This window comes from Pseudomonas sp. N2-3-1-14 (assembly GCF_041228395.1).
Taxonomy (GTDB): Bacteria; Pseudomonadota; Gammaproteobacteria; order Pseudomonadales; family Pseudomonadaceae; genus Aquipseudomonas.
In genome coordinates, this window is record NZ_CP166199.1 from 2,707,706 (window position 1) to 2,732,694 (window position 24,989).

27 protein-coding genes and 1 pseudogene are annotated in these 24,989 nt (G+C 57.8%); 15 read left to right on the top strand and 13 right to left on the bottom strand.

All coding sequences use genetic code 11. From position 1 onward, the window contains the following. Nucleotide 1 precedes the first annotated feature (1 nt). From AB5I78_RS12520 to AB5I78_RS12530, 3 genes are all read right to left on the bottom strand, one after another. On the bottom strand, nucleotides 2–238 hold the full coding sequence (locus tag AB5I78_RS12520; protein ID WP_106580278.1) for a DUF2789 domain-containing protein: 237 nt from the start codon (nucleotides 236–238) through the stop codon (nucleotides 2–4). 71 nt (nucleotides 239–309) lie between these two features. Further along, entirely contained in the window at nucleotides 310–540 is a 231-nt protein-coding gene (locus AB5I78_RS12525; protein ID WP_119741687.1) for a hypothetical protein, read from the bottom strand. 110 nt (nucleotides 541–650) lie between these two features. Next, a complete protein-coding gene (locus AB5I78_RS12530; protein WP_145164590.1) occupies nucleotides 651–926 on the bottom strand; it encodes a hypothetical protein in 276 nt (91 codons plus the stop codon). A 387-nt stretch (nucleotides 927–1,313) separates the two neighbouring features. Here AB5I78_RS12530 and AB5I78_RS12535 point away from each other — a divergent pair, with 387 nt between their 5' ends. Next, a complete protein-coding gene (locus tag AB5I78_RS12535) occupies nucleotides 1,314–1,784 on the top strand; it encodes a hypothetical protein (protein ID WP_145164588.1) in 471 nt (156 codons plus the stop codon). Between the two features lie 133 nt (nucleotides 1,785–1,917). Next, nucleotides 1,918–2,934 (top strand): ABC transporter substrate-binding protein, encoded by a 1,017-nt coding sequence (locus AB5I78_RS12540; protein ID WP_369303263.1) that lies wholly within the window; start codon nucleotides 1,918–1,920, stop codon nucleotides 2,932–2,934. Between the two features lie 151 nt (nucleotides 2,935–3,085). Here AB5I78_RS12540 and AB5I78_RS12545 read toward each other — a convergent pair whose 3' ends face one another. Both AB5I78_RS12545 and AB5I78_RS12550 read right to left on the bottom strand, forming a co-directional pair. Beyond that, the gene (locus AB5I78_RS12545) at nucleotides 3,086–5,212 is read right to left on the bottom strand and encodes a TonB-dependent receptor (protein WP_369303264.1); all 2,127 of its coding nucleotides are present in this window, start codon (nucleotides 5,210–5,212) and stop codon (nucleotides 3,086–3,088) included. 94 nt (nucleotides 5,213–5,306) lie between these two features. Further along, nucleotides 5,307–5,696: a DUF2946 domain-containing protein gene (locus tag AB5I78_RS12550; RefSeq protein ID WP_369303265.1), complete on the bottom strand. Its 390-nt coding sequence runs from the start codon at nucleotides 5,694–5,696 to the stop codon at nucleotides 5,307–5,309. A 92-nt stretch (nucleotides 5,697–5,788) separates the two neighbouring features. Between AB5I78_RS12550 and AB5I78_RS12555 the strand changes: the two are divergent. Continuing rightward, nucleotides 5,789–6,225, top strand: a pseudogene (locus AB5I78_RS12555) (DUF3995 domain-containing protein). A 46-nt stretch (nucleotides 6,226–6,271) separates the two neighbouring features. On the opposite strand, the gene AB5I78_RS12560 reads toward AB5I78_RS12555, so the two are convergent. The 5 genes from AB5I78_RS12560 to AB5I78_RS12580 all read right to left on the bottom strand — a co-directional run bounded on the left by AB5I78_RS12560 (nucleotide 6,272) and on the right by AB5I78_RS12580 (nucleotide 13,382). Further along, on the bottom strand, nucleotides 6,272–6,616 hold the full coding sequence (locus AB5I78_RS12560) for a hypothetical protein (RefSeq protein WP_370004595.1): 345 nt from the start codon (nucleotides 6,614–6,616) through the stop codon (nucleotides 6,272–6,274). 35 nt (nucleotides 6,617–6,651) lie between these two features. Then, nucleotides 6,652–6,963, bottom strand: coding sequence for a hypothetical protein (locus AB5I78_RS12565; protein WP_369303267.1), 312 nt, complete (start codon nucleotides 6,961–6,963; stop codon nucleotides 6,652–6,654). Between the two features lie 426 nt (nucleotides 6,964–7,389). Further along, on the bottom strand, nucleotides 7,390–7,686 hold the full coding sequence (locus tag AB5I78_RS12570) for a hypothetical protein (protein ID WP_369303268.1): 297 nt from the start codon (nucleotides 7,684–7,686) through the stop codon (nucleotides 7,390–7,392). A gap of 447 nt (nucleotides 7,687–8,133) precedes the next feature. After that, entirely contained in the window at nucleotides 8,134–8,769 is a 636-nt protein-coding gene (locus tag AB5I78_RS12575) for a hypothetical protein (protein WP_369303269.1), read from the bottom strand. Next, nucleotides 8,769–13,382, bottom strand: a complete 4,614-nt coding sequence (locus tag AB5I78_RS12580; RefSeq protein WP_370004597.1) for an RHS repeat-associated core domain-containing protein — start codon at nucleotides 13,380–13,382, stop codon at nucleotides 8,769–8,771. The genes AB5I78_RS12575 and AB5I78_RS12580 overlap by 1 nt, the downstream gene beginning before the upstream one ends. A 254-nt stretch (nucleotides 13,383–13,636) precedes the next feature. Here AB5I78_RS12580 and AB5I78_RS12585 point away from each other — a divergent pair, with 254 nt between their 5' ends. The 6 genes from AB5I78_RS12585 (at nucleotide 13,637) to AB5I78_RS12610 (ending at nucleotide 19,133) form a co-directional block, all read left to right on the top strand. Further along, a complete protein-coding gene (locus AB5I78_RS12585; RefSeq protein ID WP_369303457.1) occupies nucleotides 13,637–16,129 on the top strand; it encodes a TonB-dependent siderophore receptor in 2,493 nt (830 codons plus the stop codon). An 88-nt stretch (nucleotides 16,130–16,217) separates the two neighbouring features. Then, nucleotides 16,218–16,547 carry a hypothetical protein gene (locus AB5I78_RS12590; RefSeq protein WP_145164581.1) on the top strand — a complete coding sequence of 110 codons (330 nt, stop codon included), beginning with the start codon at nucleotides 16,218–16,220 and terminating at the stop codon, nucleotides 16,545–16,547. Nucleotides 16,548–16,651: 104 nt separating this feature from the next. Then, a complete protein-coding gene (locus AB5I78_RS12595; protein ID WP_369303458.1) occupies nucleotides 16,652–17,347 on the top strand; it encodes a fumarylacetoacetate hydrolase family protein in 696 nt (231 codons plus the stop codon). A 36-nt stretch (nucleotides 17,348–17,383) separates the two neighbouring features. Next, complete coding sequence (locus tag AB5I78_RS12600; RefSeq protein WP_369303459.1) at nucleotides 17,384–18,292, top strand: helix-turn-helix transcriptional regulator; 909 nt, start codon at nucleotides 17,384–17,386, stop codon at nucleotides 18,290–18,292. Between the two features lie 129 nt (nucleotides 18,293–18,421). After that, the gene (locus AB5I78_RS12605; RefSeq protein ID WP_369303460.1) at nucleotides 18,422–18,868 is read left to right on the top strand and encodes a GNAT family N-acetyltransferase; all 447 of its coding nucleotides are present in this window, start codon (nucleotides 18,422–18,424) and stop codon (nucleotides 18,866–18,868) included. Between the two features lie 4 nt (nucleotides 18,869–18,872). After that, nucleotides 18,873–19,133 (top strand): hypothetical protein, encoded by a 261-nt coding sequence (locus tag AB5I78_RS12610; protein WP_369303461.1) that lies wholly within the window; start codon nucleotides 18,873–18,875, stop codon nucleotides 19,131–19,133. Between the two features lie 265 nt (nucleotides 19,134–19,398). Here AB5I78_RS12610 and AB5I78_RS12615 read toward each other — a convergent pair whose 3' ends face one another. After that, on the bottom strand, nucleotides 19,399–20,343 hold the full coding sequence (locus AB5I78_RS12615; RefSeq protein WP_369303462.1) for a GGDEF domain-containing protein: 945 nt from the start codon (nucleotides 20,341–20,343) through the stop codon (nucleotides 19,399–19,401). A 246-nt stretch (nucleotides 20,344–20,589) separates the two neighbouring features. Between AB5I78_RS12615 and AB5I78_RS12620 the strand changes: the two genes are divergently transcribed. Continuing rightward, nucleotides 20,590–20,838 (top strand): DUF1652 domain-containing protein, encoded by a 249-nt coding sequence (locus AB5I78_RS12620; RefSeq protein ID WP_369303463.1) that lies wholly within the window; start codon nucleotides 20,590–20,592, stop codon nucleotides 20,836–20,838. On the opposite strand, the gene AB5I78_RS12625 is transcribed toward AB5I78_RS12620, so the two are convergent. Then, the gene (locus tag AB5I78_RS12625) at nucleotides 20,835–20,975 is read right to left on the bottom strand and encodes a hypothetical protein (protein ID WP_178119734.1); all 141 of its coding nucleotides are present in this window, start codon (nucleotides 20,973–20,975) and stop codon (nucleotides 20,835–20,837) included. The genes AB5I78_RS12620 and AB5I78_RS12625 overlap by 4 nt on opposite strands. A 225-nt stretch (nucleotides 20,976–21,200) precedes the next feature. Between AB5I78_RS12625 and AB5I78_RS12630 the strand changes: the two genes are divergently transcribed. From AB5I78_RS12630 to AB5I78_RS12645, 4 genes are read left to right on the top strand one after another with little or no spacing between them, the layout of a single operon-like run. Then, nucleotides 21,201–21,512, top strand: coding sequence for a YXWGXW repeat-containing protein (locus AB5I78_RS12630; protein ID WP_242197447.1), 312 nt, complete (start codon nucleotides 21,201–21,203; stop codon nucleotides 21,510–21,512). Nucleotides 21,513–21,549: 37 nt separating this feature from the next. Next, nucleotides 21,550–22,128, top strand: a complete 579-nt coding sequence (locus tag AB5I78_RS12635) for an RNA polymerase sigma factor (RefSeq protein WP_262206336.1) — start codon at nucleotides 21,550–21,552, stop codon at nucleotides 22,126–22,128. After that, a complete protein-coding gene (locus tag AB5I78_RS12640) occupies nucleotides 22,125–22,556 on the top strand; it encodes a hypothetical protein (RefSeq protein WP_369303464.1) in 432 nt (143 codons plus the stop codon). The genes AB5I78_RS12635 and AB5I78_RS12640 overlap by 4 nt, the downstream gene beginning before the upstream one ends. Then, nucleotides 22,553–23,047 carry a periplasmic heavy metal sensor gene (locus tag AB5I78_RS12645; protein ID WP_369303465.1) on the top strand — a complete coding sequence of 165 codons (495 nt, stop codon included), beginning with the start codon at nucleotides 22,553–22,555 and terminating at the stop codon, nucleotides 23,045–23,047. Before AB5I78_RS12640 ends, AB5I78_RS12645 begins: the two co-directional genes overlap by 4 nt. Before the next feature lie 432 nt (nucleotides 23,048–23,479). Here AB5I78_RS12645 and AB5I78_RS12650 read toward each other — a convergent pair whose 3' ends face one another. Beyond that, nucleotides 23,480–23,842 (bottom strand): NUDIX hydrolase, encoded by a 363-nt coding sequence (locus AB5I78_RS12650; RefSeq protein WP_145164559.1) that lies wholly within the window; start codon nucleotides 23,840–23,842, stop codon nucleotides 23,480–23,482. Nucleotides 23,843–23,968: 126 nt separating this feature from the next. Between AB5I78_RS12650 and AB5I78_RS12655 the strand changes: the two genes are divergently transcribed. Further along, complete coding sequence (locus AB5I78_RS12655; RefSeq protein WP_145164557.1) at nucleotides 23,969–24,949, top strand: Gfo/Idh/MocA family protein; 981 nt, start codon at nucleotides 23,969–23,971, stop codon at nucleotides 24,947–24,949. The last annotated feature ends 40 nt before the right edge of the window (nucleotides 24,950–24,989 follow it).

Genomic DNA, 24,989 nt, shown 5'->3' on the forward strand with positions numbered 1-24,989 from the left:
GTTAGTGAGGTTGATGCAGGCGCTGGTTCAGTTCGTCCACGGGGATAGCCCATTCGGCGTCCTCACGCAGTTCTTCTTTCAGAAACGCCGCTTGTTGCGGTGTCCAGAAAGGCGCATCGATCAGCTTCACGTCTTCAGCCAGCGGGTGCGCATCGATGAATGCGTCGATTGCCTCCGGGGTTGAATCCAGGCCCAGTTGTTCAAACAGTGTTTCGAGAGTAGGGATTGGCGCGTCCATAGTGTTCTCCATACAAGGTGATGGTCGTTGTGCATGTGAGGCGCAGGAGGCGGCAGAGTTCTATCGGATTGTCAGGAATTGAGTGCACCTGAATCCACGGCGGATTTAAGTGCCTTGGCGGCATCTTTTGCCGCTGTTGCAGCGGCATCGACAGTTTTGAACCAACGATCTTTTTCTACCTGGTGTGTTGTGACCGTGGTCAGCGGTGGTTTGGCCCGCATGATGATCACCGCTTGAAACTCACCGTCAACTTCCCTCGCATCGCCATGGATGAAAAATTCGCCAATATCAAATTCCGTCACGTATAGCCTTCCCTTCAAGGTAACTGCACTGATAAAACCTGACCCGATAGGGGCAAACTTCAATGGACGGGCCAGTATGGCAGTTGTTGAGGGGCGGCGGCGCAGTAAACTCATCCAGATGACGAAACGATGCCTGGGTGAAAGGTCAGCGGGTTGGCTTCAAGCTTTTTAGCCAATTCGCAGGCCCGGATGTGGTTGCTGCGAAAGCCTCTGATCCTGCCGCTGGTCACTTCCAGAATATGAAAGAAATTGCGGCCCGCCGGTACAACTTGGTAAAGAACGGAATTGGAGTACCCGTCGGGGCTGTCCAGGCAGTAGTATTGACGCTCGTCTGGACATGATGAACGAGTGCGGGAAGACGTAGCATTGAGTTGACGTGTTTGCATGGCCGGCTCCTGTCGGTCGATCTTGTTGACTTGCCCGCAGCGTTTTCAGGTGGTTTTGACCCGCGTTGCTGTTTTAGTATTGTCGTCCACAGCGTTGGCCTGGTTCCATGGCCAGGTATTTTGTGATGTGTATGCTGTCGGAAACTGCGTTTTTAATTGGGTTATTCTCTGAAGCTGACGGGCCTGTATTCTCAGGTCCTTGAACCTGTGATTTCCTGTGGCGCCTGATGACTTGCACAAGGTCCATCGCGCATCTGTGTACTAGTCTTACAGCGCAGCAGCGGGTTCTCTTCAGTTTTTTAATGAATGTGTGATCGAGCCGTTACGGCCGTTTTTTTGTGCTGTCCGCTGCGGCGGTCGGTGCTTTTTCGATGTGGGGGCGTTTCCTTGGCAGTCAGTAATCTGGATATGCACGCGTTATTCGTGCTGGGTGATTTGCGCGCAAAGTTGGTCAAGCAGTTTCAATCCCGTTTTGTTTACATCACCGAACAGACGCCGGAAGGCATCTACATTGCCGAAATCGACACCGAAGCGGCGATGGTGGTGGATGACAAGCCGCGCCTGGAGCTCAAGGTCGGCGACCATTTTCGCGCGGCGGTGCTGCCGAGCCGTGAAGGCGGCAAATTCGAATTGAAGTTCCGCGATATCAAGTTGACGGTGTATGGCTTGGGCGATTACGCCTTTGTTTCTTCGCCCGAAGGCCAGGGCATCGTGTTCAAGGAAGGCCACAGCGTAATGCTGGTGTTTGCCGCTCACGAGCAGCTGCAGGAAAACCTCACCAAAACGCTCAAAGCCGTAACCGGCAAGGCCGCCAAGTGGCGCAAGGGTGAACTGGTGACCTTCAAGGCCAGTGAATAGTCGTTAAACCTCGCGTGTATTTCTGCTCTCCCGGAACCTCTACTACAGTTGAGTTGACTTAACTAATCAGAGGCTTCGCGCATTGGCAGCAAAGCCGTCCGCTATGGCTGCGAAAACGCGAGGTGCACAAGGCATGAAAGGATTGAGAACCCTGTTGGCAGCGTCCCTGACGGCTTTGAGCCTGTCGGTGGCTTCACTGCCGGTATCGGCCGCCCAAGCTCCGGTGCATTTTGCCGACCTGAACTGGGAAAGTGGCAGCCTGATCACCGAGGTGCTGCGCTTTATTGTTGAGAAGGGCTACGACCTGCCCACCGATACTTTGCCCGGTACCACCATCACCCTGGAAACCGCGCTGGCGAAAAACGACATCCAGGTGATTGGTGAAGAGTGGGCCGGCCGCAGCCCGGTGTGGATCAAGGCTGAGGCCGAAGGCAAAGTGGTAGGCCTGGGCGATACGGTCAAGGGCGCCACTGAAGGCTGGTGGGTGCCGGAGTATGTGGTCAAGGGCGACCCTGCCAAGGGCCTCAAGCCTCTGGCGCCGGACCTCAAAAGCGTCACAGACCTGGCGCGTTACAAGGATGTGTTCAAAGACCCGGAATCGCCAGGTAAGGGGCGCTTTCTCAACAGCCCCATCGGCTGGACCTCAGAAGTGGTCAACAAACAAAAGCTCAAGGCCTACGGCCTCGACGACAGCTATGTAAACTTCCGCAGTGGCTCGGGCGCGGCCCTGGATGCGGAAATCGCCTCATCAATCCGTCGAGGCAAGCCGGTGTTGTTCTATTACTGGTCGCCGACGCCGTTGATGGGGCGTTACAAGCTGATCCAGCTGGAAGAGCCACCGTTTGACGCCGATGCGTGGAAGACACTGACCGATGCGGATAACCCCAACCCGAGGCCGACCCGGTCGTTGGCGTCCAAGTTGAGCATTGGTGTATCGACGCCGTTCCAGCAGGCGAACCCGCAAATTGCCGATTTTTTTACCAAGGTTCAGTTTCCCATCGAGCCGCTGAACAAGGCCTTGGCGACCATGAGCGAGAACCATACGGCGCCACGCGAAGTGGCCCAGGCGTTTCTCAAGGAGCACCCTGAAGTGTGGAAGGCGTGGTTGACTGAGGACGTGGCGCAGAAAGTTGAGGCGAGTCTGAAGTAAGCCGACAATCTTTCTATTCGATGCAGATTCAAATGTGGGCTTGTGTGGGAGCCGGGCTTGCCCGCGATGCAGGCACCTCGGTTTATCAGGTAGACCGAGGTGATGCTATCGCAGGCAAGCCAGCTCCCACATTTTTGATTGTATTTCAGGCTTAGAACTTGGTTTGAACGGCCACCTCGAAGGTCCTTGGCGACCCTAGGTAATACGCCGGCGACACATGTGCAAACTCCGCATACACCTCATTCGTCAGGTTGCGCACCCGGCCGGTTAACGAGGTGTGTGAGTCCACCTTGTAGCGCAGGAAAGTCCCGAACAGCGTGTAGGCCGGTACCGTCAGGGTATTGGCATTGTCCGCATACACCTGCGCGACATACCGCGCATCCACGCCCCCCTGCCAATCCTGTGTGAAGTCATAAGTCAGCCATAGATTGCCTACTCGCTTGGGTACGTTGGTGGGCGTGTTGCCCTTGCGTGAGACCACCGCGCCGCTGGCGATTTTTTCGTTGAAATCATCGTATTCGGCATCCATCCAGGCGAAATTGCCCTCGGCCAGCAGCTTTGGCGTGATGCGCAATGAGCTGGCCAACTCAAGGCCCTTGGAGGACTGCGCGCCCACTGGAATGCTGTTGTTCGGGTCCAGCGGGTCGGTGACGGCGAAATCCTTGCGTTCGATCTTGTAGGCCGCGACGGTGGCCGAGCCGCGACCGTCCAGGTAATCGAACTTGCTGCCCACTTCCCACTGTTTGCCGGTCGACACGTCGAACACTTGCGTGGTGGTCGACGGCTGCTCGGCCGCGGTGCTGTATTGCACATACACATTGGCCGACGGGATGAACTGGTAAGTCAGGCCCACGCGACCGGTCACCGGCTCCCAGTTGCGCTTGAAGTGACGTGGGTTGGTGGCTGTCACCGTTCTGTGGTTGGTAACGTCCAGGTCGATAGCGTCGTAGCGCAAGCCGGTCAGCAGCGAGAGTTTGTCGGTGAGACCCAGACGGTTTTCGGCGAACAGTGCCTGGGTGGTGACCGCATTGGTTTTGTCCATGACGAAGCCCGGCCGAGTGCCCGGTATGTCGTAGAAGTGCCCTGGGTTGTAGTGGTTCGGGTCCACGCTACTGTTACCCGGCACGTTCAGTGGGTTGTTGGTGGTGCTGTTGACCTTGTACTCGAAGCCGCCGGACCAGGTGGTCGACAAGCCGAAGAACGTATCGTCGTGGCGCAGTTCGAACTGGTTGCCGTTCTGTTCGCCCTGATGACGTACCTGGTAGGCCGTCGAACGGTTCACTGCGCTGTTGTCGGCGTTGTATTGGTAGGTCTCCAGGTTGCGGTAGTCGCGCTGGCTGTCCAAGTGATAGAGCGTGTTCTTCAGCGTGGTGCTGTCGTTGATCCGATAATCAATGATCGAACGCGCCCAGATCGTGCGCTGCTCGTAACGACCATCGGCAACGTTGTAGTTGTTGAACCGGTTGTGCCGGTCGATTTTCAACTCACCCGCCTTGGGGTTGAGCACCGGCGTGCCCCAGTACGGGCTGTCCTCATGTTCATCCTGATATTCCAGCGCCAAGGTATGGGACAGGTTGGGCGTCAGGTCGCTGAGCAGGGAAAACGCCACACTCCAGGCATCCCGCTGGTCGCGGTCGATATAGCTGTGGTTGGTGTTGCGGCTCACGTCCAGACGCGCGTAATGCTGCACCTCGGCACCCGGTTCCGTCAGCGCATGGTTGACGCCAAAGGCCATGCCGGCGGTGTCGTAGCTGCCGTAGGTGAGCTGGCCTTCTGCCGCTTGCTCCTCGCGGGTCGCCAGCTTGGTCACATAGTTCAGCGAACCGCCCACGGAGCCGGCACCATTGATCAAGGAGGAGGGGCCGCCAACCAGTTCGACGCGGTCATAGATCCACGCATCCACCGGCCGGGCCAAGCCGGTGGCGACGTTGATGGCGTTGAACATCTGGGTGATCTGGCTGCTGGTGAATCCACGGTAGGACACAAACCCGCCAAACCCCGGCGGCGCGCTGGCGTTGACGCCGGGCAAGGTGTTGGCCGCATCGCGGAAGGTCTTGGCGCCATGGCGCTCAATGTCGTTGCGGGTGGCAATGGCCACCGACGCCGGGGTTTCGCGCACGCTCAAGCCCAGCCGCGACGCCATGCCGCTGGATTGGTCGAGCGCCAGGCCGGGCTCGGCGGCTTGCTCACCATCAATGGTGGTAGGCGCCAACTCGAGCGCCCAGCCACAGACAGGCAGGCAGCCGAACAGGCCCGCCAACAGGGGTAAATGTTTCATGGTTGAATCCTGAAAAACTTGGCTTGAAAACAACGCACAGCCGCGCGTATTCCCGATGGGGACGGTGGCCAGTGCAAATCAGAAAGCGAAGGGATCAGGCGAAAGCGGGAGGCGCGCGCGGGTTGGCCGCAGGCCAGGTAAAGCGGGCAGGGATGTCAGCGGCAAGCACCACCGCCGGTGGTGGCGCATGGGGTTGTGGCAACACCGCCACATTCAGGCTGGAACTCAGTGCCGGGCCCATACCGCCGGTCGAACACAGCGGGCAACCAAACGCCTTCGACAGCGTCGGCAGGCTCTCATCCGTAGAGTTGGTCGACTTGGGCGCCTGGGTACGCGGGTCCACCGTACAGAACTGACCACCGATGCCGTTGAGCTGCATCCCCAGCATCTGCCCATGCCCAATACTGCACGCGAACACATTGAACAGGACGCAGCAATAGAGCATCCAGGCAATGAGCGAGCGGTCGGCACGGGCGATTTTCATGGGGCGGCACTTTACCATCAGCCGCCGACGAAATGCCTACAAAAAATCTCAGGGCGACTATCCTCATTCCCACATTTCAGGGAGCGCCCGCCATGAGCTTTGTCATCGCGCGATGGATCGTCGGGGTTTTTACCTGCATCAGCATGGTGCACTTGTACTGGGCCGCCGGCGGCAAACTCGGCAGCCTTGCCGCCATCCCCAACTGCCCGGCGAATTCGCCCACGGGCCCCGACCAGCGTTCAAACCCTCTGCGCTGGGCACATTCCTGGTCGCGCTGGGGTTGGTGGCGATTGCGCTACTCGTGTGCCTGCGGGCCGGTTTGTATTTCTCACCGGTGTCCCATGGCGCGCTGCAGTGGGGGATCAGTGCGATTGCCGTGGTGATGTTTGCCAGGGCGATAGGCGATTCGGAGTTGGTGGGGTTTTTCAAGAAGGTAGGTGGGTCGAGGTTTGCGCGGCTGGATACGTATTTTTATTCGCCGTTGTGTTTGGTGTTGGGGGTGGGGTTGTTGGTGGTGGCGTGGGGGTGAGGTGGGGGTTAAATGTTTGTTGGGTAGAGGTGAATCCTGGCTGCTCTTACCTCAACAAATCCGGATTCTTGGGGATCGGTCCGTCAAGTTCGATGAGGATTATTGAGTCGCTGATTTTTAATACGGCGCATTTTTCATCTGCGCCTTGGGATAGTTCAGCCGTAATATAAGTGACGTTGGCTATCGCACTGATTTTCGGTGTTTTTTCAGAGGAGTGCGTCATATTTTTCCCCCACGAAAAAACCTCATCCAAATCGAACTCCATATCAACGATCTCACCGGCTTTTGGCACAGAGTCGCTCCATAGGGCAGTGCCACTTCCGACGGGTGATTGGAAGCTCACGTGCAATACGCCTAGCTCAGAAAATGTATCGATAATTCGAATTTTCATTTTGCTTCTACTTAGTTCGACTCTAGCCGGTTGTGCTATTGACAATCATAGCGTTTTTGTTCGCGATGGATGTAGGTGTATACATCGCCTTGTTGAATTTCTGTTATTTTCATCGTGGCAATAATTTCGTTTAATAGTTCTGCGTGCTTAGAGAGGCAGATAAGTTGCGCGGCTCCACGCGTTTCCGGGTCATAAAATCTGAAGGAGAGAGACATTTTGTCGAAAAGTATTACTTTGAAATCTTCCGTGGTGGAAATCTCTCTAAGATAACTTAGCATGCGCCATACTTTTTCGAAGTTATTTTTGGGTGTTTGCATGAGTGTGACGGACGTGCGGTCAACAGTCATGCGCGCAGGATCTATGTGTGGTGGTGGAGCGCCAAAGGCTCAGAATATGTCTGGCTCCGAATCAGCGCTCAATTAGCTTTGTTACTTTTTTTACCTGTGCCAAATACTCAGTTATAAAATTTTCTAATGGCTTGGTTTTCATCGTATTGTCTATCCAGTCTATCGGCTCTGGTTGACGTAATCTGAGTGTCTAAGCCGAACAAAAAATCACACTCGTTGCCTAGGATAGATACTCTTCCACGGCGCCAGGATTATAAGCATAATAGCTGCCCATTTTGTGTAGAAATATCAGTATGGACTCGATCTCTTTAAGGGTGTCAAGTGCTTCCTTTTCATTAAGTGCTATTTTTTTATTTTGCACTAGCATTGTTTTCCTGTGATTGTATTGTCCTGAATGAAACTAGCGATGGGTTTAAGATTGAACGGTTAAAAAAAGAAAAATAACCCTGTGCTTTTATTGATTGCTAATTCGTTTAATTGGATTAATTTGGTTAATGTTTTTGAGTTTTCAGGTTTTAAGTGGGCTTTCAATATTTGCAAGGTTGTTTCTAGTTCTTCAGGAGTGGTTATGATTTCGTCCTCATACTCATCGATTATCTTCCCTGTCGCATAATTTATGCTTTCTAATGCACCAGAATTTAAAAATTGTTGGTGTTCTTTTTCAGTAAGCGAGACAGTCTCAAGTAGAGCGACCGGGCAGTCGTTTATGTCCAGCAATTTCATTGCTTCTGTCGTGAGTGGCACGCAAATTATTTTCATTTTCTGGGTGTCTTATTGAAGTGGGTGACTTCATTGTATTCGCTTTGGTTCCTACCCCATTTGCTTTCCAGTCGGGAAGGTCTTGTTACTAGGAACCACGCCATCTAGGCTTAAATAACGTCTTGTACCCAGTAATGAAAGGTCGTAGATTTTGACGTCGCCTCCGTTGAGGTCTTCTGCGACCTTAATATTCTCGAGATGTTTCCTGACTTTTTGTCTTCGTCTGTCGTAGCCACGATTGGATCACTATCAGCAAATTAATCTACGCTTTTACTCAAATAAGGGCTCCTCCAGTTTTAGAGTATTTATCCACTGTCTGTGCTCCCCGGCTGATACAGCGTCTCATCCATCCGTTACCGGGTCGCTGGCTACCAAGTCGGCCATATATCCGAAACAGGTGTTCAGTCAATCTCATATCCTCTCAATGCTGTAGCTACCCGCTATCACTGAAAAGATAACTTCGCCGCTGCTGCTGTCCTTGAAGCAATAATTTTTACCTGATTTGTCTGGAGCGATGCGTGCTACCTCTTGCGAAAGGTTAGAATCCTTTTCCTCGTATATCTCACATTGAGAGGTGATCGCATTTATACTTTTAAAGGCGGCCGGGTTATGAAAAGTGATCAGCAGTGATTGATCTTGTTGGTCCGTAAAAAAAACTAGTAATTCATTTCTTTTGCAAGTGACTTGTTCAATGATTCCCTTTGAGATAGTAATCTTTTCTGTACTAGGGCTTGTTCGATTCATCGGTTGACTGGGCTCCCAGAATTTTAAATCGGAGAAATATCTTTCCATGTCATCCATCTCGTCATCACCGAGAGAGTCGTCAAAGGGCATAGATACGATCCTGCGGACCTTTGCCAAGCGCTGTGTAACGGCGCAATCGTCGATGAAGTCAGTGGTTGCTTTTCGATACTCTTCTAGAGCGCCAGGCTTTTCAGCATAATAACTGCCCATTTTGTGTAAGGATATCAATATAAACTCGATTTCTTTAAGGGCGTCAAGTGCTTCTTTTCCGGGAAGTACTATTTTTTCATTGTTTTCTAACATTACTTTCTCCTTGTGAATTTTGGGTTTTTTAACGTCAAGTTTCCTTTTACGGTTAGCTCAGTAGAGTTATATCTGGGGTTTTTTATCAACTCCAATCGTGATTCCTCTACATCCGTTTCAATGTAATCTCGACCTTTATTTTTTTTGATGTGATATTTGTCCTGCGCTTCTGTCGGGTTTAGTACTTTGCTTTTTGCGGATTCAAGATAAACTCTATTGCTGTCTTGAGCCAATATTGCTCCCTCTTTTTCAATGCCTTTTGAGCCAGCCCTGCTCGTATAGTGTCGTACTCTTACGGTTTTTTCTTGGTTTGATGTGTTAAATGGTAACGTTGGCTCGCCATCGGAAGCTTTTGCGTTCCGTGTTGGGCTCTCGGCTTTATGTTCGGGTTTACATACATTGGCGCCGGGACAGGTGTTTAAGCCTAGCGGATCTACCCACCCTATAGGATTGGGCACGTACTGGTATGTGTTGATCCCACCCGCCAGCTTCACCGGGTCTGGTGTCAGGTAGCGACCAATATCTGGATTGTAGTAGCGATGGCGGTTGTAGTGCAGTCCGCTTTCCGGGTCGAAGTATTGACCCTGGAAACGTAGCGGGTTGTCGATTTTGTTGATGTCTAGGCGGCTGATCTGGCCATAGGCGCGGTAGTGCGCGGACCAGACGATTTCTCCGTCGGGGGCGGTGAGTTCCTGCGGGGTGCCGAGGTGGTCAAGTTGGTAGTGGTAAGGCTGGGTATCTTTTGGGCCGAAGCCTTCCAGCAATGCTAACGGCCGAAAGCTGTCCGGCTCGTAGAGGTAACTGCGATGACGATCCGCGTAATGTTCCGCAACCAGCTTGTCGCCTTGCCAGAAAAACTCCGTGGTTAGGTCGTCGACGGTTTTGCTGATGCGCCGACCAAACGGGTCGTAGCAGTAGCTCGCGGTTTGGCCATTGGGTTGAGTGATACCAATCAACCGATGCTGGCAGTCGTAGCGGTACTCGGTAACGAGTTGCTGACCCTTACCGCGCCTTTGTCGGATCAGATTGCCGAACGCGTCATAGTCGTAATGATGATCGCCCTGCATCACCAACCGATTCCCCGCCACGATGTCCGGACCGGGGCGGTCCTGCATCAGCAGGTTGCCCGCCGGGTCGTGGCCAAAGCGCTCTTGCACGTCTTGCGAGTGATCGGCCCGGGTCAGACGGGCGAGGGGGTCGTAGTGGTAGTGGTGATCGCCTTTGCGCGTATCTAGCAGGCGGGTCAGGTTGCCGGATTTGTCGTAGTCGTAGTGGCGGCGGTAGAGCTTGTGTTCCTCTTGACTCACCGCGTGGGCGTGTAGACGGTTTTGGTCGTCGTAGTCGTAATGGCTGAGCAGTTGGCCTTGTTGGCGCTGGCGTTCTTTTCCGTTGTTGAACAGGTGAGAGGTGAGGGTTTTGCCGTTCAGCTCGACGGTGGCGAGGTGGCCGCTTTTGTCGTGGTTGAAGGTGACGCGGTTGTTGTCCGGCAGGCGCAGGTTTTTCAACTGGCCGCAGGCGTCGTAGCCGTAGCGTAAGGTGCCCCAGCCTTGGTGGTCGGCGATGAGGCGGTTTTGGCTGTCGTACTCGTAGGCTAGCGCCCAGTGACCGTCGTCGACGCTGAGGAGGTTGCCTTGGCGGTCGTAGGCGTAATCGACCACTCTACCGTCTGGAAGGGTTTTTCGTACGAGGCGGCCGGAAAAGTCTCGCTCGTAGCGGGTGACTAACTGACTGCCATCGTCGCCGTGCTCGGTCTTTTCCAGCAGGTTGCCGTTGAGATCGTAGGCATAGGCCGTGCGTTGACCGTCAAAACCAATTTCCTGCTGGATCAGCCCGTTGGGGTGGTAATCAAGCCGGTAGGTCTCGCCAACCTCGTTTTCTATCTCGGTCAGCAGCAGCCGGGCGTTGTCGTAGCGGTATTTAACCTGGGTGCCATCGGCATTGAGGCGGCGGCTGACCAGGTGCAAACCGTCGGCATATTCGTAGCGGGTGACATGCCCCAATTCGTCACGTTCGGAGGTGATTTTTCCGTAGGGGTTGTAGCTGAATTCTCGCGTCGCTCCATCGGGCTTGGTGAGTTTCAACAAGCGCCCTGCGGCGTCCCATTGATACTGCGTCAGCGCGCCATGCTCATCCTCGCGCGCAACCTGCCGCCCTAGATCGTCATAGCGATAACGCTTAACCCCGCCATTCGGCAGCTGTTCCTCAACGAGCTGCCCACGCTCATTCCAAACCAGCCGATGACACCCGTTATCCGGATACCAAACCCCAATCAGTTGCCCATGTTTGTCGTAGGTGTAGTCCGTAATGTGGCCGTCAGGATCTGTCTGACGCGTAACGTCGCCTTGTTCGTTACGCTCATACTTCCAAACCGCCTCGCCCCGCCGTACAACCCGTACGAACCTGTTGTCATGCTCGTAGGAAGTCGGCTCATCCTCCCCAGGAAACATCGCCACCAAACGTCCGGCGTCGTCATACTGATACGCCGTCACCGCCCCCAGCGGGTCTTGCTCAACCGTCAGCCGACCCTTGTCGTCGTAGGATTTGAAATGCTCCGCACCGTCCGGATCAATCCGCTGCACCAGCCGCGCGCGCTGGTCGTGGACATACACTTCCTGGCTGCCATCGACGTTGTGAACCGTAACCCTGCCGTTATCATCCCAGGCATAGCGCGTGTCCATCTGCGAAAAACTGGCCCAATGCCGAACACAGCGCGCGGCCTTGCCAGCCCGTTCCCACGCCCAAAAGAAACTCGCCCCACCGGCCAGTTGCCGCTCAAGAATGACGTGCTGATCGTCGTACCGATAAACCTCACTTTCACCTACAGCATTGGTCGCGGAAACCAGTCGCCCAGCGTCGTCATAGGCGTAGGAAACGACGTTTTGCTCCGTCACCCACACATACGGCTCATGCCCTTTGGCGCGATGAACCTGATAGTCCACCGCCACAATGCGACCGAGTTCATAGCGCAAAAAAAGCGACCGACCCGCGCCGTTATCCAGCCGCTCAATGCGCCCCACGCGATCACGAGAAATCAGCAGCCGGTTGTCATACGCATCACTGATCGCCGTCAGTACACCATCGCGAAAGTGATAAAAGCGTGATGCCTGAGCCAGCACCAACTCATCGGGCAGGGCACCCAAATAGATCGCCGCTTCGGCCAAGCTGTTGGTGATTGCCGATCGAGCGGCGGTAGGCAAGGGCAGGGCAGTCGACCGATTCTCATGATCCGTCCAAACCACCGAATCACCCGTCACCACCAGCCTTTGCGCCAGCGCATGACTCCAGCCAAACCCCAACCCGCAATCCACTTCCACCGCACTGGTGCGATACAACCGCGTCCACTCAAACGGCAAAATCCCGTCTAGAGCGCCATCAGTGAGGGTCAGCAATTCTTCGCCGGTGACCATCGACACCGGACAGCCATTGGTGACGGTTTTGTCCGCAGGCGCCGCCGCATCGCCCTGCGGGTTCTTCGCAGAGGCCGGCACATCATCCACATGCTCTTTCTGCTTCAGCACCGCGTTCTGCCGCGCGCGCCAGCGCATCTGCATCGTGCCTTGCTTCAGCCCACCGACAACCCCGCGAACCGCCACCGCCTTGTAGCGATCCACCGCCTGCATGAACTTGCTCAGAATCCCGAGCAGGCCACGCACAAAGCCCACCGCCGCATTCAGTATCCGCGCGCCATACTTGACCAACCGCAAGCTCAGATACGCCACACCCGCCGCTGGCAGCGCGATCATCAACACGGCGCCAATCACCAGGTCGATCAGCAGCGACACCGCAAACCCCGCCGCCGCCTCGGCCGTCTCGCCCGGTGGCAACGCGTCCAACCACAGCATCGTCGTGCGCACCATCAGGTACAGCGCCGCCTCATCACTGACCAGCAACATGGCCTTTTCCATGACTTGCGGCGCATCGGTGGCCAACTGCGCCAACTTGGCGGCCTCGGCACCCAGTTGCTCGCCGAACTTCATGGGGTCTGCAAGAATCGCCTGCACCAGCTTGATGCTGTCCCACACGTCCCGGATCGCCGCCCAACTGCCCGCCAGAACGCCGCTGCCAATCGCGCTGGCTGTCGATTGTTGCCAAGACGGTTTGAAGCCGTTCCATTGCTCGCGCAGCCATTGCTCCAGGTCTGCGGTCAGCCCGGCGTAGGAGGCAAACAACGCGTCTACCTGCTGCGTGGAGACACCGCCTTGTACCCGCACCTGATAGCGCCCGCCAGCCACGCAGGTGTGGGAGCCTTTGCCATGTTCATCCAGCATGATCTGCGTGGAACTGCCGTCCTCCAGGCGGATAACCTCAACCGGGATTTTGCCGATCGGCACGTCGTACACCGATTCGAACTTGCTCTCGATCTTCAGCTCGCCACCCGCCGAGCAGCGCGCAACGGTGGAAAAATCCGCATCGGAAATGCTGAAGGAACGTTGCGAATCCCCCACCCGCAATACCCTGTCCATCCCCAGCAACGACGGCATGTCCGCTGCATGGCTGACCGAATCCAGCGCCCGCGCATACCAGGCGCCCATCTGCTGGCGATACTCCGCCAAGCTCTGATGGAAGCCATTGAGCTCATGTTCGATAAAGGCAATGTGGGCGGCGTGGGTCATCCGTGACGTCTCGGCAAAAGGGCAAGGCGTCGGAGCATGCCGCAGGAAAAAGCGCCTGGATGAACGGCTGAGAAAATCAGAAAGGGACGACTTTAAGCGGGTAAAAACCGCCAAGAACTAGCCTGAAGGCCTACACAAAAAAGCGATCAAGCTCATTGCGTAAAACCTCAGCAAATAAAAACCACTCTCATCCTTGCCCGATTTCCGGACATGGCCGTCATGGTTAATAGAACCTCTATTACGCAGGATTTCCCATGTCGCGCCTTGCTCGTCCCTTGCATCCACTGGCCCTGTCAGTGGCGTTTGCCTTCGCCGCCGTGCCGTTGCTGACGATCCAGTCTTCCTTCGCTGATGAAAGCAGCAGCGCGTCGCGCCGTTTCTCGATTCCCGCCGGCGACCTGAGCCAAGCGCTCAATAGCCTGGCCGAGCAGGCGGGCCTGGTACTGGCATTCGATGCAAGCTTGACGCGCGGCAAGCACAGCAACGGCTTGAGTGGGCAATACGACACCGACGTGGCACTCACCCAACTGCTCGCCGGCAGCGGCTTGCAGGCGCTGAAGATCTCCGCCGAACGCTACCGCCTGGAAGCCATCCCGGAGAACGGCGGCGCCATGGAGCTACAGGCCACCACCATCAGCGGTGCCTACCAGAGTGAAAGCCCCACTGGGCCGGTGATCGGTTATGTGGCCACTCGCAGCCTGTCGGGCACCAAGACCGACACCGCGCTGATCGAAACCCCGCAGTCGATCTCCGTGGTCACCAAGGACCAGATGCGCGCGCAGAACGCCGAAAGCCTTAACCAGATCTTGCGCTACAGCGCCGCCGTGGTCCCGGAAACCCGTGGCGCCACGGCGTCGCGCCTCGACCAGTTGACCATCCGCGGCTTCGCCCCGGCCACCTACCTCGATGGCTTGCGCATGCCGTCGAGCCGTGACGCCTTGCCGCAAAAAGATGCCTTTGACCTGGAGCGCGTCGAGGTGCTGCGCGGCCCGGCGTCGGTGCTGTACGGGCAGGGCACGCCGAGTGGGGTGATCAACATGGTCACCAAGCGTCCGTTGGACACGCCGTTTCATGAAGTCGGCGTCGAGTACGGCACGTTCAATAAGAAGCGCACCACCTTCGACCTCAGTGGACCGATGGACGAGCAGGGCGTGTATTCCTACCGGGTGGCGGGGTTGTTCGATGATGCCGATGGCCAAGTCGAACACACCGAAACCCGTCGCCAGTCGCTGTCCAGCGCCTTCACCTGGCGCCCGGACGAGGACACCTCGCTGACCCTGCTCGGGCATTTCCAGAAGGACCCCAAAGGTGCGTCCTACGGTTCTATTCCCGCTTGGGGCTCGGTGTTGCGCAGCCCCACCGGGCGCAAGATCGACGTGGATTTCTACGACGGCGAAAAGAACTTCGAGAAGAGCGACCGCGAGTACTACTCCGTCGGCTACGCCTTCGAGCATCACTTCAACGATGTCTGGACCGTGCGCCAGAACGCGCGTTACCTGCGCGCCGAAGGCATCTACCGCAGTATTTACAACAGCAACCTGCAGGCCGATTACCGCACTTCCAACCGCTCGACCATCGCCACTGACGTCGACATGGATGCCTACACCCTCGACAACCAGGTGCAGGCCAAATTCGGCACCGGGCCGCTGCAGCACACGCTGTTGATGGGCCTCGACTACCAGAACACCAGCACCGACACCAAGGCCGGTTACGGCAAGGGGCCGGACCTGGACATCTTCGACCCGGTCTACGGCGCGCCCGTGGTCACGCCGGCATTCGCCACCGACGCCACCTCGCGCAGCGAGCAGACCGGGGCGTACCTGCAGGAGCAAATGAAGTGGGATAAATGGGTGCTGTTGCTCGGCGGTCGTTATGACTGGGCCAGCACCGACAGCACCACCAAAACCCTCCAGACCGGCGCCAAGAGCAAGTCGTCGCTGGACAGCAAGGCGTTTACCGGCCGCGTCGGTGTGGTCTATCTGTTCGATAATGGCCTGGCGCCGTACGCCAGCTATGCGGAGTCGTTCAACCCGCAATCGGGCACCGGTTACGGCGGTTCGGTGTTCAAACCGACCGAAGGCAAGCAGTATGAAATCGGCATCAAGTACCAGCCGCCGGGCAGCAACAGCTTTATTACCGCGGCGATTTTCGACCTGCGCCAGAGCAACGTGCCGACCCTGGACCCGGACCCGAGCCATCTGTGTGGCAACGGCCGCTGCAGCATCCAGGATGGCGAACAACAGTCGCGTGGTTTCGAGCTGGAAGGTAAGGCCAGCCTTAACGATAACCTGGACATCACCGCGGCCTACGCCTACCTGGATAACCGCGCGAGCAAGTCCAACAGCACCGTGCAGTACGCGCCGCTCACGGATAAAGGCATAGGCCCGGCGATTCCGGTTGAGGGCACCACCACCTACGGTGTACCGCGTCACACCGCCTCGGCGTGGGCCGACTACACCTTCCACGACGGTCAACTCAAGGGCTTTGGCGTTGGCGCGGGGGCGCGCTATGTCGGTTCGTCCTGGGGCGATACCGCCAATACCCTGAAAGTGCCGGGCTACACCTTGGTCGATGCGGCGGTGCACTACGACATCCCGAACATCGCCAACCCCAAGGGCAACCTGCGCCTGGCGCTGAACGCAACTAACCTGGCGAACAAGGAATACGTGGCGTCCTGCTATTCCTATTCGTGGTGCTGGTATGGCTCGCAGCGCACGGTGCAGGCGAGTGCGACCTATCAATGGTGAAAGGCAGATAAGGCAATTTAATGGCCCCTTTGTAACAAAATTCTCGCCAGAATCACTTTTATTTTCAGGTGGTTAGGTGAGGAAGCACATGCGCACTGTTGGAATCATGCTGATCGCCTGCTCATTGGCGGGCGGCGCGGCTGCCGTGCAGGCACGGGAGCTGCGCGAGGGTGACAAGTACATGTGCAGCTGGGGCGCCGGCACGGCGGCCAGGGCTCAGGAACTCAAGCTGTCGGGCGTGTCGCTGTACGCCGCGCGGCAAAAGATCCAGACGATCAAGTTCAACAAATCGTGGATGCGCATGATGGCCATGGGCATCACCGAGCAGACTTACGACAGCCGTTCCCGGCTCAAGCCCGAGGCGATTCGCCAGAGCTTTTACCAGGATTGCCTGCGCTATAAGGTCGCGCGCAAATAACCGGTTAACCTGCACCGGCCAGTGCAAAATCTGCGTCAGCCTGTCCAACTTTGCCCTGGCACGCCTCGTCATACTGGCGCCAGGCAAACCAAGAGGCGCAGGCCATGACTGATTATGTAATTACCCCTGAACCCACCCCATCCCTGGCCATTCACGGCAGCGCGGCGCGTTTTCCGCTGCGCCGCGTGTTCTGTGTGGGCCGCAACTACAGCGAACATGCCCGCGAGATGGGGCATGATCCGGATCGCGAGCCGCCGTTCTTCTTCATGAAACCGGCTGACGCGGTGGTGCCGGCCGAGGGCGTGATTGCCTATCCGCCGCTGACCGCTGATCTTCACCATGAAGTGGAGCTGGTGGTGGCCATCGCAAAAGGCGGGGTAAACATCACTCCCGAGGATGCCTTTTCCCACATCTGGGGTTACGGCGTCGGCATCGACCTGACCCGCCGCGACCTGCAGGCCCAGGCGAAAAAGCTCGCGCGTCCGTGGGAATGGGCCAAAGCCTTTGATGAGTCGGCGCCCAGCACCGCGTTGCAACCCGTGAGTGCGGTGGGGCACCCATCTACCGGCAAAATCTGGCTGAAGGTCAATGGCGAACAGCGCCAGGTTGGCGACCTGGCCGACTTGATCTGGTCGGTCAGTGAAGTGATCAGCTATGCCTCGCAATCCGTCGCACTCAAGGCCGGCGACCTGATCTTTACCGGCACTCCTGCCGGCGTGGGCGCGCTGCAGCCGGGCGATGTGGTTACTGCCGGCATCGACGGCGTTGGCGAGCTGAGCTTCACCCTCGGCGAGGGTTGAGGCTACAGTGGGGCCCAGGCCACCCGAGATTTCGTTATGCCAGGCACCCGCGTCACCACCTATGGCATGGAACAACGCAGCGACCGCCCCGACTTTTATATCCGCGACAAGCGCGGGCGGGCGGCGCTGACCAGCCCGCATCGGCATGAATACTTCCAGATCCAGATCAACCTGGGCGGCGACACCGTTCAGCATATCGGCGGCGCGGTGCGGCCGTTTCCGCACAAGGCGCTGGCGTTTATCCTACCCCATCGCCTGCATGTAATTCCCCACCCCGAAGACGGCGAGTTCATGCTGATCAACTTCAGTCAGGCGTTTTTCCTGCCGCAGCTGACCTGCGACCCGCTGGACCTGGAAGACATTCCCATCGGCCAAGCGCCGGAGCTGTCGCCGTTTCGCTTTCAGGAGCAGCTGGATTTCATCCTCGACGATGCGGCCTTCGACGAAGTCAAAACCTGGCTCGCGCACATGCGCGACCTGGACGCCCAGCGCACCTTCGGCGCCCGTGAGCGGTTAAAAGGCTATCTCTTCCAACTGATCGGTCTGGTCTGTGAGCAGTACGCCGAACCGCTGCAGGCATTTGCCGCCACTAACGCGACCCGGCGCGGGCGCAAGGACGCTCTGGCGCGGGTGCAGGGCTACATTCGCGAGCATCTGCACGAGCCAACCCTCAACCTGACGGAGGCTGCCGCCGCTGCCTTCCTCTCGCCCAACTACCTCACCCATTTGTTGCGCAAGGAAACCGGCAAACCCTTTTCGCAACTGGTGCTGGATCGCCGCATGCAATTGGCGCGCACTTTGTTGCTCAACAGCGCGCAAATGATCGGTGTGATCGCCCAGCGCTGCGGGTTTACCGATGAGGCGTACTTTTCGCGCTGCTTCCGCAAGGCGCATGGCATCGCGCCGGGGCAGTATCGTCGTCAGCAGCAGGCGAATGCCGTGTAGTTAAAGCGGGTGTATGCCTGTAGGGCTCGACACCGCCCCTATACACCTGCCGGCTGGGCTTTTTACAAATCCACGACAATGCTTATGTTTCTATGTGCATACAATTGCGCCCTTCAACAGGAGGCCCGTATGCAAATGCTGATACGCGTGGCGACGCCGGATGATATCGACACGCTCTTCGCTATCCGCACCTCGGTGGTGCAAAACCATTTGAGCCGCGAACAGATGACCGCGCTGGGGATTACCCCGCAGGTGCTGGCGGACAGCATTCGTGCAGCGCCCTGTGTGTGGATCGCCGAGGTGGAGGGCCAGCCCGCCGCCTTTTCCATGGTCGACCGAGCCGCAGGTGAGGTGTTTGCGATGTTCGTACAGCCTGGCTACGAAGGCCAAGGCTTGGGTCGCCGCTTGATGGCGGTGGCTGAAGCGGCACTGTTTGAACAGCATGAGCGGTTGTTTTTGATCACCGATGGCCGCGATGAAATCCGTGCCAACGGGTTTTACCAGCGGTTGGGCTGGTCGATGGTTGATCGGCTAGAGGGCGACGACGTCCGATACGAGAAGAGCAGGGTGCCTTAGTGTCATGAACCCGACAGAACCCCCAGCGTCCTACGGCTTTCGCTACTTTGCGATCGGGGTGCTGTGCGTCGCGGTGTTACTGGGTGGCTATTTCATGCGGCTCAATGCCCAGGTCGACCAGGAGCGGGTCGAGGCGGTCGAGCGTTTGGCGCTTTGCAGGCAAGTGGAGCGTGTCGCCAGTGCGGCGTCGTCCAACAGTCTGGAACTTCGCGATACATGCCAGCAGTTAAACGGGCAATCGTCCAACAGTGTCGCACCCCTGTGATCCATACCCTTTTTTAATATAAGGAGATACAAGCGTAACTTGCACCAAAAAGTGGCATTTATAACCTCGTCCTCCTTAAAAAACGTGTGGTTATTGAATGACTTACGGCGTTTTCAATCCGACGAAAGGATTAAAATCCTCTTGTTACAGGTTATTACAATCGTTACTATAGCCGGGCGTTCACCTCCCACGGTTTATGCAATTTTAAATCCCAAGTTTCCATCAGCTACTTGGGATTTTTTTTGCCCGCAATTTGACGTCGGCGTCAAACTTCACCGTCGGCAAACTCTGCCCGCATACGTCCGTTATGTTTGGCCTTGTACAGCAACTTATCGACTGACTCGACAAACCCGAGCAGGTTGCTGTTGGGCGTCACCAGGTGCGTACCAACGCCCAGGCTCAGGGTCAGCAGCTTGGAAACCGCTGAAAAGCCATGTTCGATCTGTTGTTGGCAGATCAGGTGCAGGCAGCGCCGCGCCACTTGCCTGGCCGACGCCGCGTCAGTCTCCGGCAGCAGCCACACAAACTCCTCGCCGCCGATCCGTGCAATGAAATCCCGTGGCCGATTAGCCGCCAGCGACAAGGTGCGCGCTACCTGGCGCAAGGCTTCATCGCCTTTGATGTGGCCGTAGTGGTCGTTGTACTGCTTGAAAAAATCGATATCGAGGATGATCAACGACAGCGGCAACTGGCTGCGCTGGGCACTGGCCCATTCGCGTTCCAGCACGGTGTCGAACATGCGGCGGTTGGCAATGCCGGTGAGGCCGTCCTGGAAGGAATATTCCTCCAGTTGTTTTTGCAGGCGAATCAAGTGTTCTTCGGTCTTTTTGCGCTCGCTGATATCGAACATGAAGCCGATCAACGCTTCAACCTCATCGCCGTTGCGCACCACATGCACCACATCGCGAATCCACACGTAGTCACCGCTTGCCGTCAGCGCGCGGTAATCGGCCTCGTGGTCAACGCCGGCGCGCGATTGCGATACGCAGAAGTTCACTACGTATTCACGGTCATCCGGGTGCATGCGCTCGACCCAGTCGTCCACGCTGACCCAGCTTTGCGGGGTCCAGCCCAGCAGCGCTTCGATCTGCGGGCCGATGTAACTGAACGTCATGGTCTGCCAATCGATGCGCCAGGGAATGGCCTTGGTCGATTCCAGCAGCGTTTTGTACACATCATTGTCGGGCAGTTTTGGGGGATCGATGCTCATGGCGGACGGCTCTAGATGATGGCAAAGAGCCAAGAGCGTCTTGTGAACGCCGTGCAGAGTCAAGCGCTTGCCAGCGCAGCGGACGAGAGGTTGCATGCTGGGTTTTTGGCGCCAGGGCGCCAGCGTCCACAGGGCAAAATGCGGCGCAGGTATCACTTTTGAATTAATTGTTCAGTGCTCGGCAAAAGCATATCTATGCTGGATGCAATGCACCTACAGGGTAGAACCCAAGGACGGGGGCTTGTCATGATGTCGATCACCGAACTCAATCGCATCATGGCCTCGGGCTTCCTGCCGCTTGCGTGTGAATGCAGCCTCAACAGCGACGGCTCGCTGCGCATCAGCGTATTTGAACCGGCGTCCGGGCGTGTCGACCTGTTGCTGACCCGGGTGTCGCCCCAAGGTCTGGACAGCGTCCGTTCCATCGCAAACCTGATTGGCGAACTGCGCACCGAGCTCAAAGCCGGGCGTCGTGGCTTTGCGGCAGTCGGTTAGCTATTGACGGTGCTGCTTGGCGTGGACACAGCGCCGTAGTAGCGCCAGCAGCAATGCCGGTGTTCCGGCAGGATCACACAGCCGCTGAGGCTGGCGATCAGCAGGGCGGCGACAAGCATGGTCAGGCGACGAGACATGGTTATTTCCTCATGGTGTGCATTGCGTTACACCTTGAACGCCGCCACCTGCACAAATCCGTCGTCATGCTTTCAAACATTTCATCAAGCGCCGCCTCCCCCTGAGTAATACTCGCCTTAACCACCGTCGAGAAAAATGTCGTATTTCTCGCGACGGATTTTTCCTACCCCGGCGTTCAACCCATCAGCAGCAAACATTTTCGTTCGCCGTATGAAGGAGTTGCCATGAATCCACTGGCCAAATTGCGCTATGCCTTGCTGGTCCCGCTGGCGTTTGCCGCGCTTGTCAGCACCCCCACCTTTGCCCAAACCGAAGTGATCATCCGCCAGGCGCCACCGGCGGAGCGCGTTGAGGTGATTCCCGCCGAACGCCCAGGCTTTGTCTGGGACCGTGGCCACTGGCAATGGACGCACGGCGCGTATGCCTGGGTGCCGGGCCACTGGCAGCACGTGGTGCGCAACGCCCGTTGGGAGCCTGGGCACTGGGAATCCCGTGGCCCGAACTGGTACTGGCGCGAAGGCCATTGGATCCGCTGAACCCTGAACCTTAGCCAGTGCATTGAGAACCACCCGATTGAAAGACACTGATCCGGACGTTGAGCTACTGGCGCGTATCAGCAACAACGAGCCCGCCGCCGTCAACGAAATGGTGACGCGCAAGCTTCCGCGTTTGCTCGCGCTCGCCAGTCGGATCCTCGGGGATGCCGACGAGGCCAAGGACGTGGCCCAGGAAAGTTTCCTGCGTATCTGGCGCCAGGCGGCCAACTGGCGGCCTGGCGAAGCGCGTTTTGACACCTGGCTGCACCGCGTGGCACTCAACCTGTGCCACGACCGTTTGCGTCGGCGCAAGGAGCGCCCGTTGAACGAAGACGAGGTGCTCGAACTGGCGGACAGCGCGCCGTCCCCGGATGAGCAGTTGGAAACGGCCGATCGCAGCGCAAGGATGGCCGCCGCCTTGGCGACCTTGCCCGAGCGTCAGCGCGAAGCCATTGTGTTGCAGTACTACCAGGAGCTGTCGAATATCGACGCCGCGGCCCTGATGAACATCAGCGTCGAGGCACTGGAGAGCCTGCTGTCGCGGGCCCGACGCCAGTTGCGCAGTCAACTTGCCGACACACCCGGGCTTGCCCGCCCAGGAAGGGGAAAATCATGACACCTGAACGATTTGCGCACCTGGCTGACGCCTACGGGGCCAGCCTGCACCGCTGGCCTCTGGCTGAACAGGCGCCCGCCCAGGCGCTGCTCGACAGCGGCAATGTCCACGCCCGCGAGGCATTGCGTGAGGCCAGCTGGCTGGATGGGCAGCTGGACAGCCATCAGTTGGCATTCGCCGACCCGTCGCTGGCACGCCAGATCCGTGAGTCTGCGCCGCGACGGGCGTCGTTCTGGTCGCGTTACGCCAACTGGCTGTCGCCCGCCGGCCTGGTGGGCGTGGGCATTGCCGGCATCGCCGCCGGGGTGCTGGTGGCGTCGCTGAGCGTGCCGCTGCCGATGCTGTCATCCGAAGTGCTGCCCAGCGTCTTCGATCAGGGCGATGCCGACGTCGTCTTCACCGTCAACGCCGAGGAAATTGAGCAATGACCCCAAAATCCCTTAAACCGTGGTTGCTTGTCTCGGTGCTGCTCAACGTGTTTTTGATCGGCGGCGTGGGTGGCGGCCTCTACCACTGGATGGCCACACCCCAGCCTGCTGAGGCGGTCGTCAACCAGCACGGTTTGCGCCAGGCGATGATCAAATTGCCGGCAGAGCGGCGCAAGGAGTTGCGCCAGTTACTGCGCCAGAACCGTGCCGACAGCCAACCGCTGATCATGGCCGGTCGCGAAGCGCGGCTGGGCGTGATCAAGCAGCTGGAAGCACCGACCCTCGATCGCGAAGTGCTGGTGACGGAACTGGCCAAGGCGCGTGAGGCCGACGCAGCGCTGCGGGCCTTGGTGGACACCACCCTGGCGCAGTTCGCGAGCAATCTGCCGCAGGAGGAACGGCAGAAACTGGTCGAAGCGTTATACCAGCGCGGGCAGGCCAAAAGTCGCGAGAAACTTCCCCAGGTAGCGGGGAATAAACCGCGCTCTTGAGCCGTTATGCACTCACGACCACCTTGGAGAGTTGCATATGCCGGCTGCTAAAAAGAAACAGGCCTTTGGGTTTTCCTGCTGTGCGCGGTGGTTACCACAAAAGTGCTTCTTCGCTGTGCGGCGGCGTGTTGCGGTCCACCTGATTGTAGGTAAACCCAATGTGGGAGCGGGCTTGCCCGCGAAGGCGGTGGATCAGGTACGAATCCATTGACTGACACACCGCCTTCGCGAGCAAGCCCGCTCCCACATTTTTGACCGCGCAAGGCTCCCAGGCTAACAGGCCCATCTTTGGAATCTGCGCGGTTTGGCGGTTCTCGCGCGGTTCTGGTGGCGCATGCAGCCGCTGCCGCGTTCGTCAAATCCTTTGTCGAACGGCAGAAAGCGAATGGCGTGGTGAAGTGAGGTGTGCCGGACAGCGGGCAGAGCGCGGAATTACAAGCGGCGTAGGAAGGATTTGACGATGTGGCGGGTGGCGTCGGTGGTGTCCAGTTCGTCCAGGGCGCCATAGGCGTGCCAGCGACAATCGACGATCTCGTTGCACGGCCGCGCGTCGGCGATATTCACCACCGAGGCTTCGAACACGTGGTGCACGGTGTCGCGGGCCTTTAACTCCTGCAAGTACAACAATCCGTCCACGTTCAATCCGGTTTCTTCTTCCAGCTCGCGTTCGGCCGCGCCAACCGGGCGCTCATCACGCTCGACCTTGCCGCCGGGTAATGCCCATTTCGATCTGGCCTTGCGCACGAAGAGGATATGCCCCTCGTGTTCGCAAATGACCGTGGCCCTTATTTTCATCGTGTGTGCCCCGCAGCGGGATGAATGTCACAAAAGTGTAATGCAATTGTCATGCTAAGTGCTTATGGCGCGCACGGGTGGGGATGTGGATACTGACCGATTGATGAAAACCGACGAGGACAACAGATGACTACCGTACGTTGGGGCATGATCGGTTGTGGCAGTGTCACTGAATTGAAGAGTGGACCCGCTTTCTACAAAGCGCCAGGTTCTGCGCTGGTGGCCGTGATGGGGCGTCGCGAGGAGGCGGTGCGCGATTATGCGGCACGCCACGGCATTGCGCGCTTCTATACCGACGCCCAGGCCCTGATCGACGACCCTGAAGTGGACGCGGTGTACATCGCGACACCGCCCGACAGTCACCTCGAATACAGCCTGATGGTGGCGGCGGCCGGCAAACATTGCTGTGTCGAGAAACCCATGGCCCTCAACGCCGAGCAAAGCGCGTTGATGCAGCGCACCTTCGAACGCGCCGGGTTGCACTTGTTTGTTTCGTACTACCGCCGCTCGCTCCCGCGCTTTCAGCAGGTGCGTGACTGGCTGCGGGACGGGCGCATCGGTGAATTGCGCCAAGTGATCTGGACCTTGAGCAAACCACCGGCCGCCGCGGACGCCAGCGCCACCAATTGGCGTACCGACCCGGCTGTTGCCGGTGGCGGCTACTTTGCGGACCTCGCCAGCCACGGGTTTGACCTGTTTCAGTTTCTGGCCGGCGATATCGTCGAAGTCACCGGGTTTACCGCCCGACAAGCCGGGGAATATGCCGCCGAAGATGCGGTGACGGCCTGCTGGACCTTCGGTTCCGGCGCGCTGGGCATGGGCTGCTGGAACTTTGTCGCGGACCGCCGCGAAGACCGCGTCGAGCTGATCGGCAGCCGGGGCCGCATCACCTTTGCCGTGTTCGAAGACCAGCCATTGCGCCTTGAAGGTGAAGTCGACGAAGTGCTCGAAGTGCCTTGCCATGCGCATATCCAGTGGCACCATGTGCTGGCGATGAACGCGCACATTCGTGGCGAGGCCGAGCATCCTTCGCTCGCGATCGAGGCGCTGAAGACCGATCGGGTTCTGGACAAGGTACTGCAGCGCAATCCCAACCGCCCCGAATAACTGTCCTGCGGTGCGTGGCGCTTATTTTTTCAAGGAACAG

Bases quoted from the DNA above. Each gene is read 5' to 3' on its own strand.
- AB5I78_RS12620 (WP_369303463.1), top strand. From the start codon at position 20,590: ATGATGTCGATCACCGAACTCAATCGCATCATGGCCTCGGGCTTCCTG.
- AB5I78_RS12655 (WP_145164557.1), top strand. From the start codon at position 23,969: ATGACTACCGTACGTTGGGGCATGATCGGTTGTGGCAGTGTCACTGAA.
- AB5I78_RS12640 (WP_369303464.1), top strand. From the start codon at position 22,125: ATGACACCTGAACGATTTGCGCACCTGGCTGACGCCTACGGGGCCAGC.
- AB5I78_RS12650 (WP_145164559.1), bottom strand. From the start codon at position 23,842: ATGAAAATAAGGGCCACGGTCATTTGCGAACACGAGGGGCATATCCTC.
- AB5I78_RS12610 (WP_369303461.1), top strand. From the start codon at position 18,873: ATGAACCCGACAGAACCCCCAGCGTCCTACGGCTTTCGCTACTTTGCG.
- AB5I78_RS12615 (WP_369303462.1), bottom strand. From the start codon at position 20,343: ATGAGCATCGATCCCCCAAAACTGCCCGACAATGATGTGTACAAAACG.
- AB5I78_RS12540 (WP_369303263.1), top strand. From the start codon at position 1,918: ATGAAAGGATTGAGAACCCTGTTGGCAGCGTCCCTGACGGCTTTGAGC.
- AB5I78_RS12580 (WP_370004597.1), bottom strand. From the start codon at position 13,382: ATGACCCACGCCGCCCACATTGCCTTTATCGAACATGAGCTCAATGGC.
- AB5I78_RS12645 (WP_369303465.1), top strand. From the start codon at position 22,553: ATGACCCCAAAATCCCTTAAACCGTGGTTGCTTGTCTCGGTGCTGCTC.
- AB5I78_RS12550 (WP_369303265.1), bottom strand. From the start codon at position 5,696: ATGAAAATCGCCCGTGCCGACCGCTCGCTCATTGCCTGGATGCTCTAT.
- AB5I78_RS12595 (WP_369303458.1), top strand. From the start codon at position 16,652: ATGACTGATTATGTAATTACCCCTGAACCCACCCCATCCCTGGCCATT.
- AB5I78_RS12570 (WP_369303268.1), bottom strand. From the start codon at position 7,686: ATGAAATTGCTGGACATAAACGACTGCCCGGTCGCTCTACTTGAGACT.
- AB5I78_RS12520 (WP_106580278.1), bottom strand. From the start codon at position 238: ATGGACGCGCCAATCCCTACTCTCGAAACACTGTTTGAACAACTGGGC.
- AB5I78_RS12605 (WP_369303460.1), top strand. From the start codon at position 18,422: ATGCAAATGCTGATACGCGTGGCGACGCCGGATGATATCGACACGCTC.
- AB5I78_RS12590 (WP_145164581.1), top strand. From the start codon at position 16,218: ATGCGCACTGTTGGAATCATGCTGATCGCCTGCTCATTGGCGGGCGGC.
- AB5I78_RS12630 (WP_242197447.1), top strand. From the start codon at position 21,201: ATGAATCCACTGGCCAAATTGCGCTATGCCTTGCTGGTCCCGCTGGCG.
- AB5I78_RS12585 (WP_369303457.1), top strand. From the start codon at position 13,637: ATGTCGCGCCTTGCTCGTCCCTTGCATCCACTGGCCCTGTCAGTGGCG.
- AB5I78_RS12545 (WP_369303264.1), bottom strand. From the start codon at position 5,212: ATGAAACATTTACCCCTGTTGGCGGGCCTGTTCGGCTGCCTGCCTGTC.
- AB5I78_RS12575 (WP_369303269.1), bottom strand. From the start codon at position 8,769: ATGTTAGAAAACAATGAAAAAATAGTACTTCCCGGAAAAGAAGCACTT.
- AB5I78_RS12560 (WP_370004595.1), bottom strand. From the start codon at position 6,616: ATGAAAATTCGAATTATCGATACATTTTCTGAGCTAGGCGTATTGCAC.
- AB5I78_RS12600 (WP_369303459.1), top strand. From the start codon at position 17,384: ATGCCAGGCACCCGCGTCACCACCTATGGCATGGAACAACGCAGCGAC.
- AB5I78_RS12565 (WP_369303267.1), bottom strand. From the start codon at position 6,963: ATGACTGTTGACCGCACGTCCGTCACACTCATGCAAACACCCAAAAAT.
- AB5I78_RS12625 (WP_178119734.1), bottom strand. From the start codon at position 20,975: ATGTCTCGTCGCCTGACCATGCTTGTCGCCGCCCTGCTGATCGCCAGC.
- AB5I78_RS12530 (WP_145164590.1), bottom strand. From the start codon at position 926: ATGCAAACACGTCAACTCAATGCTACGTCTTCCCGCACTCGTTCATCA.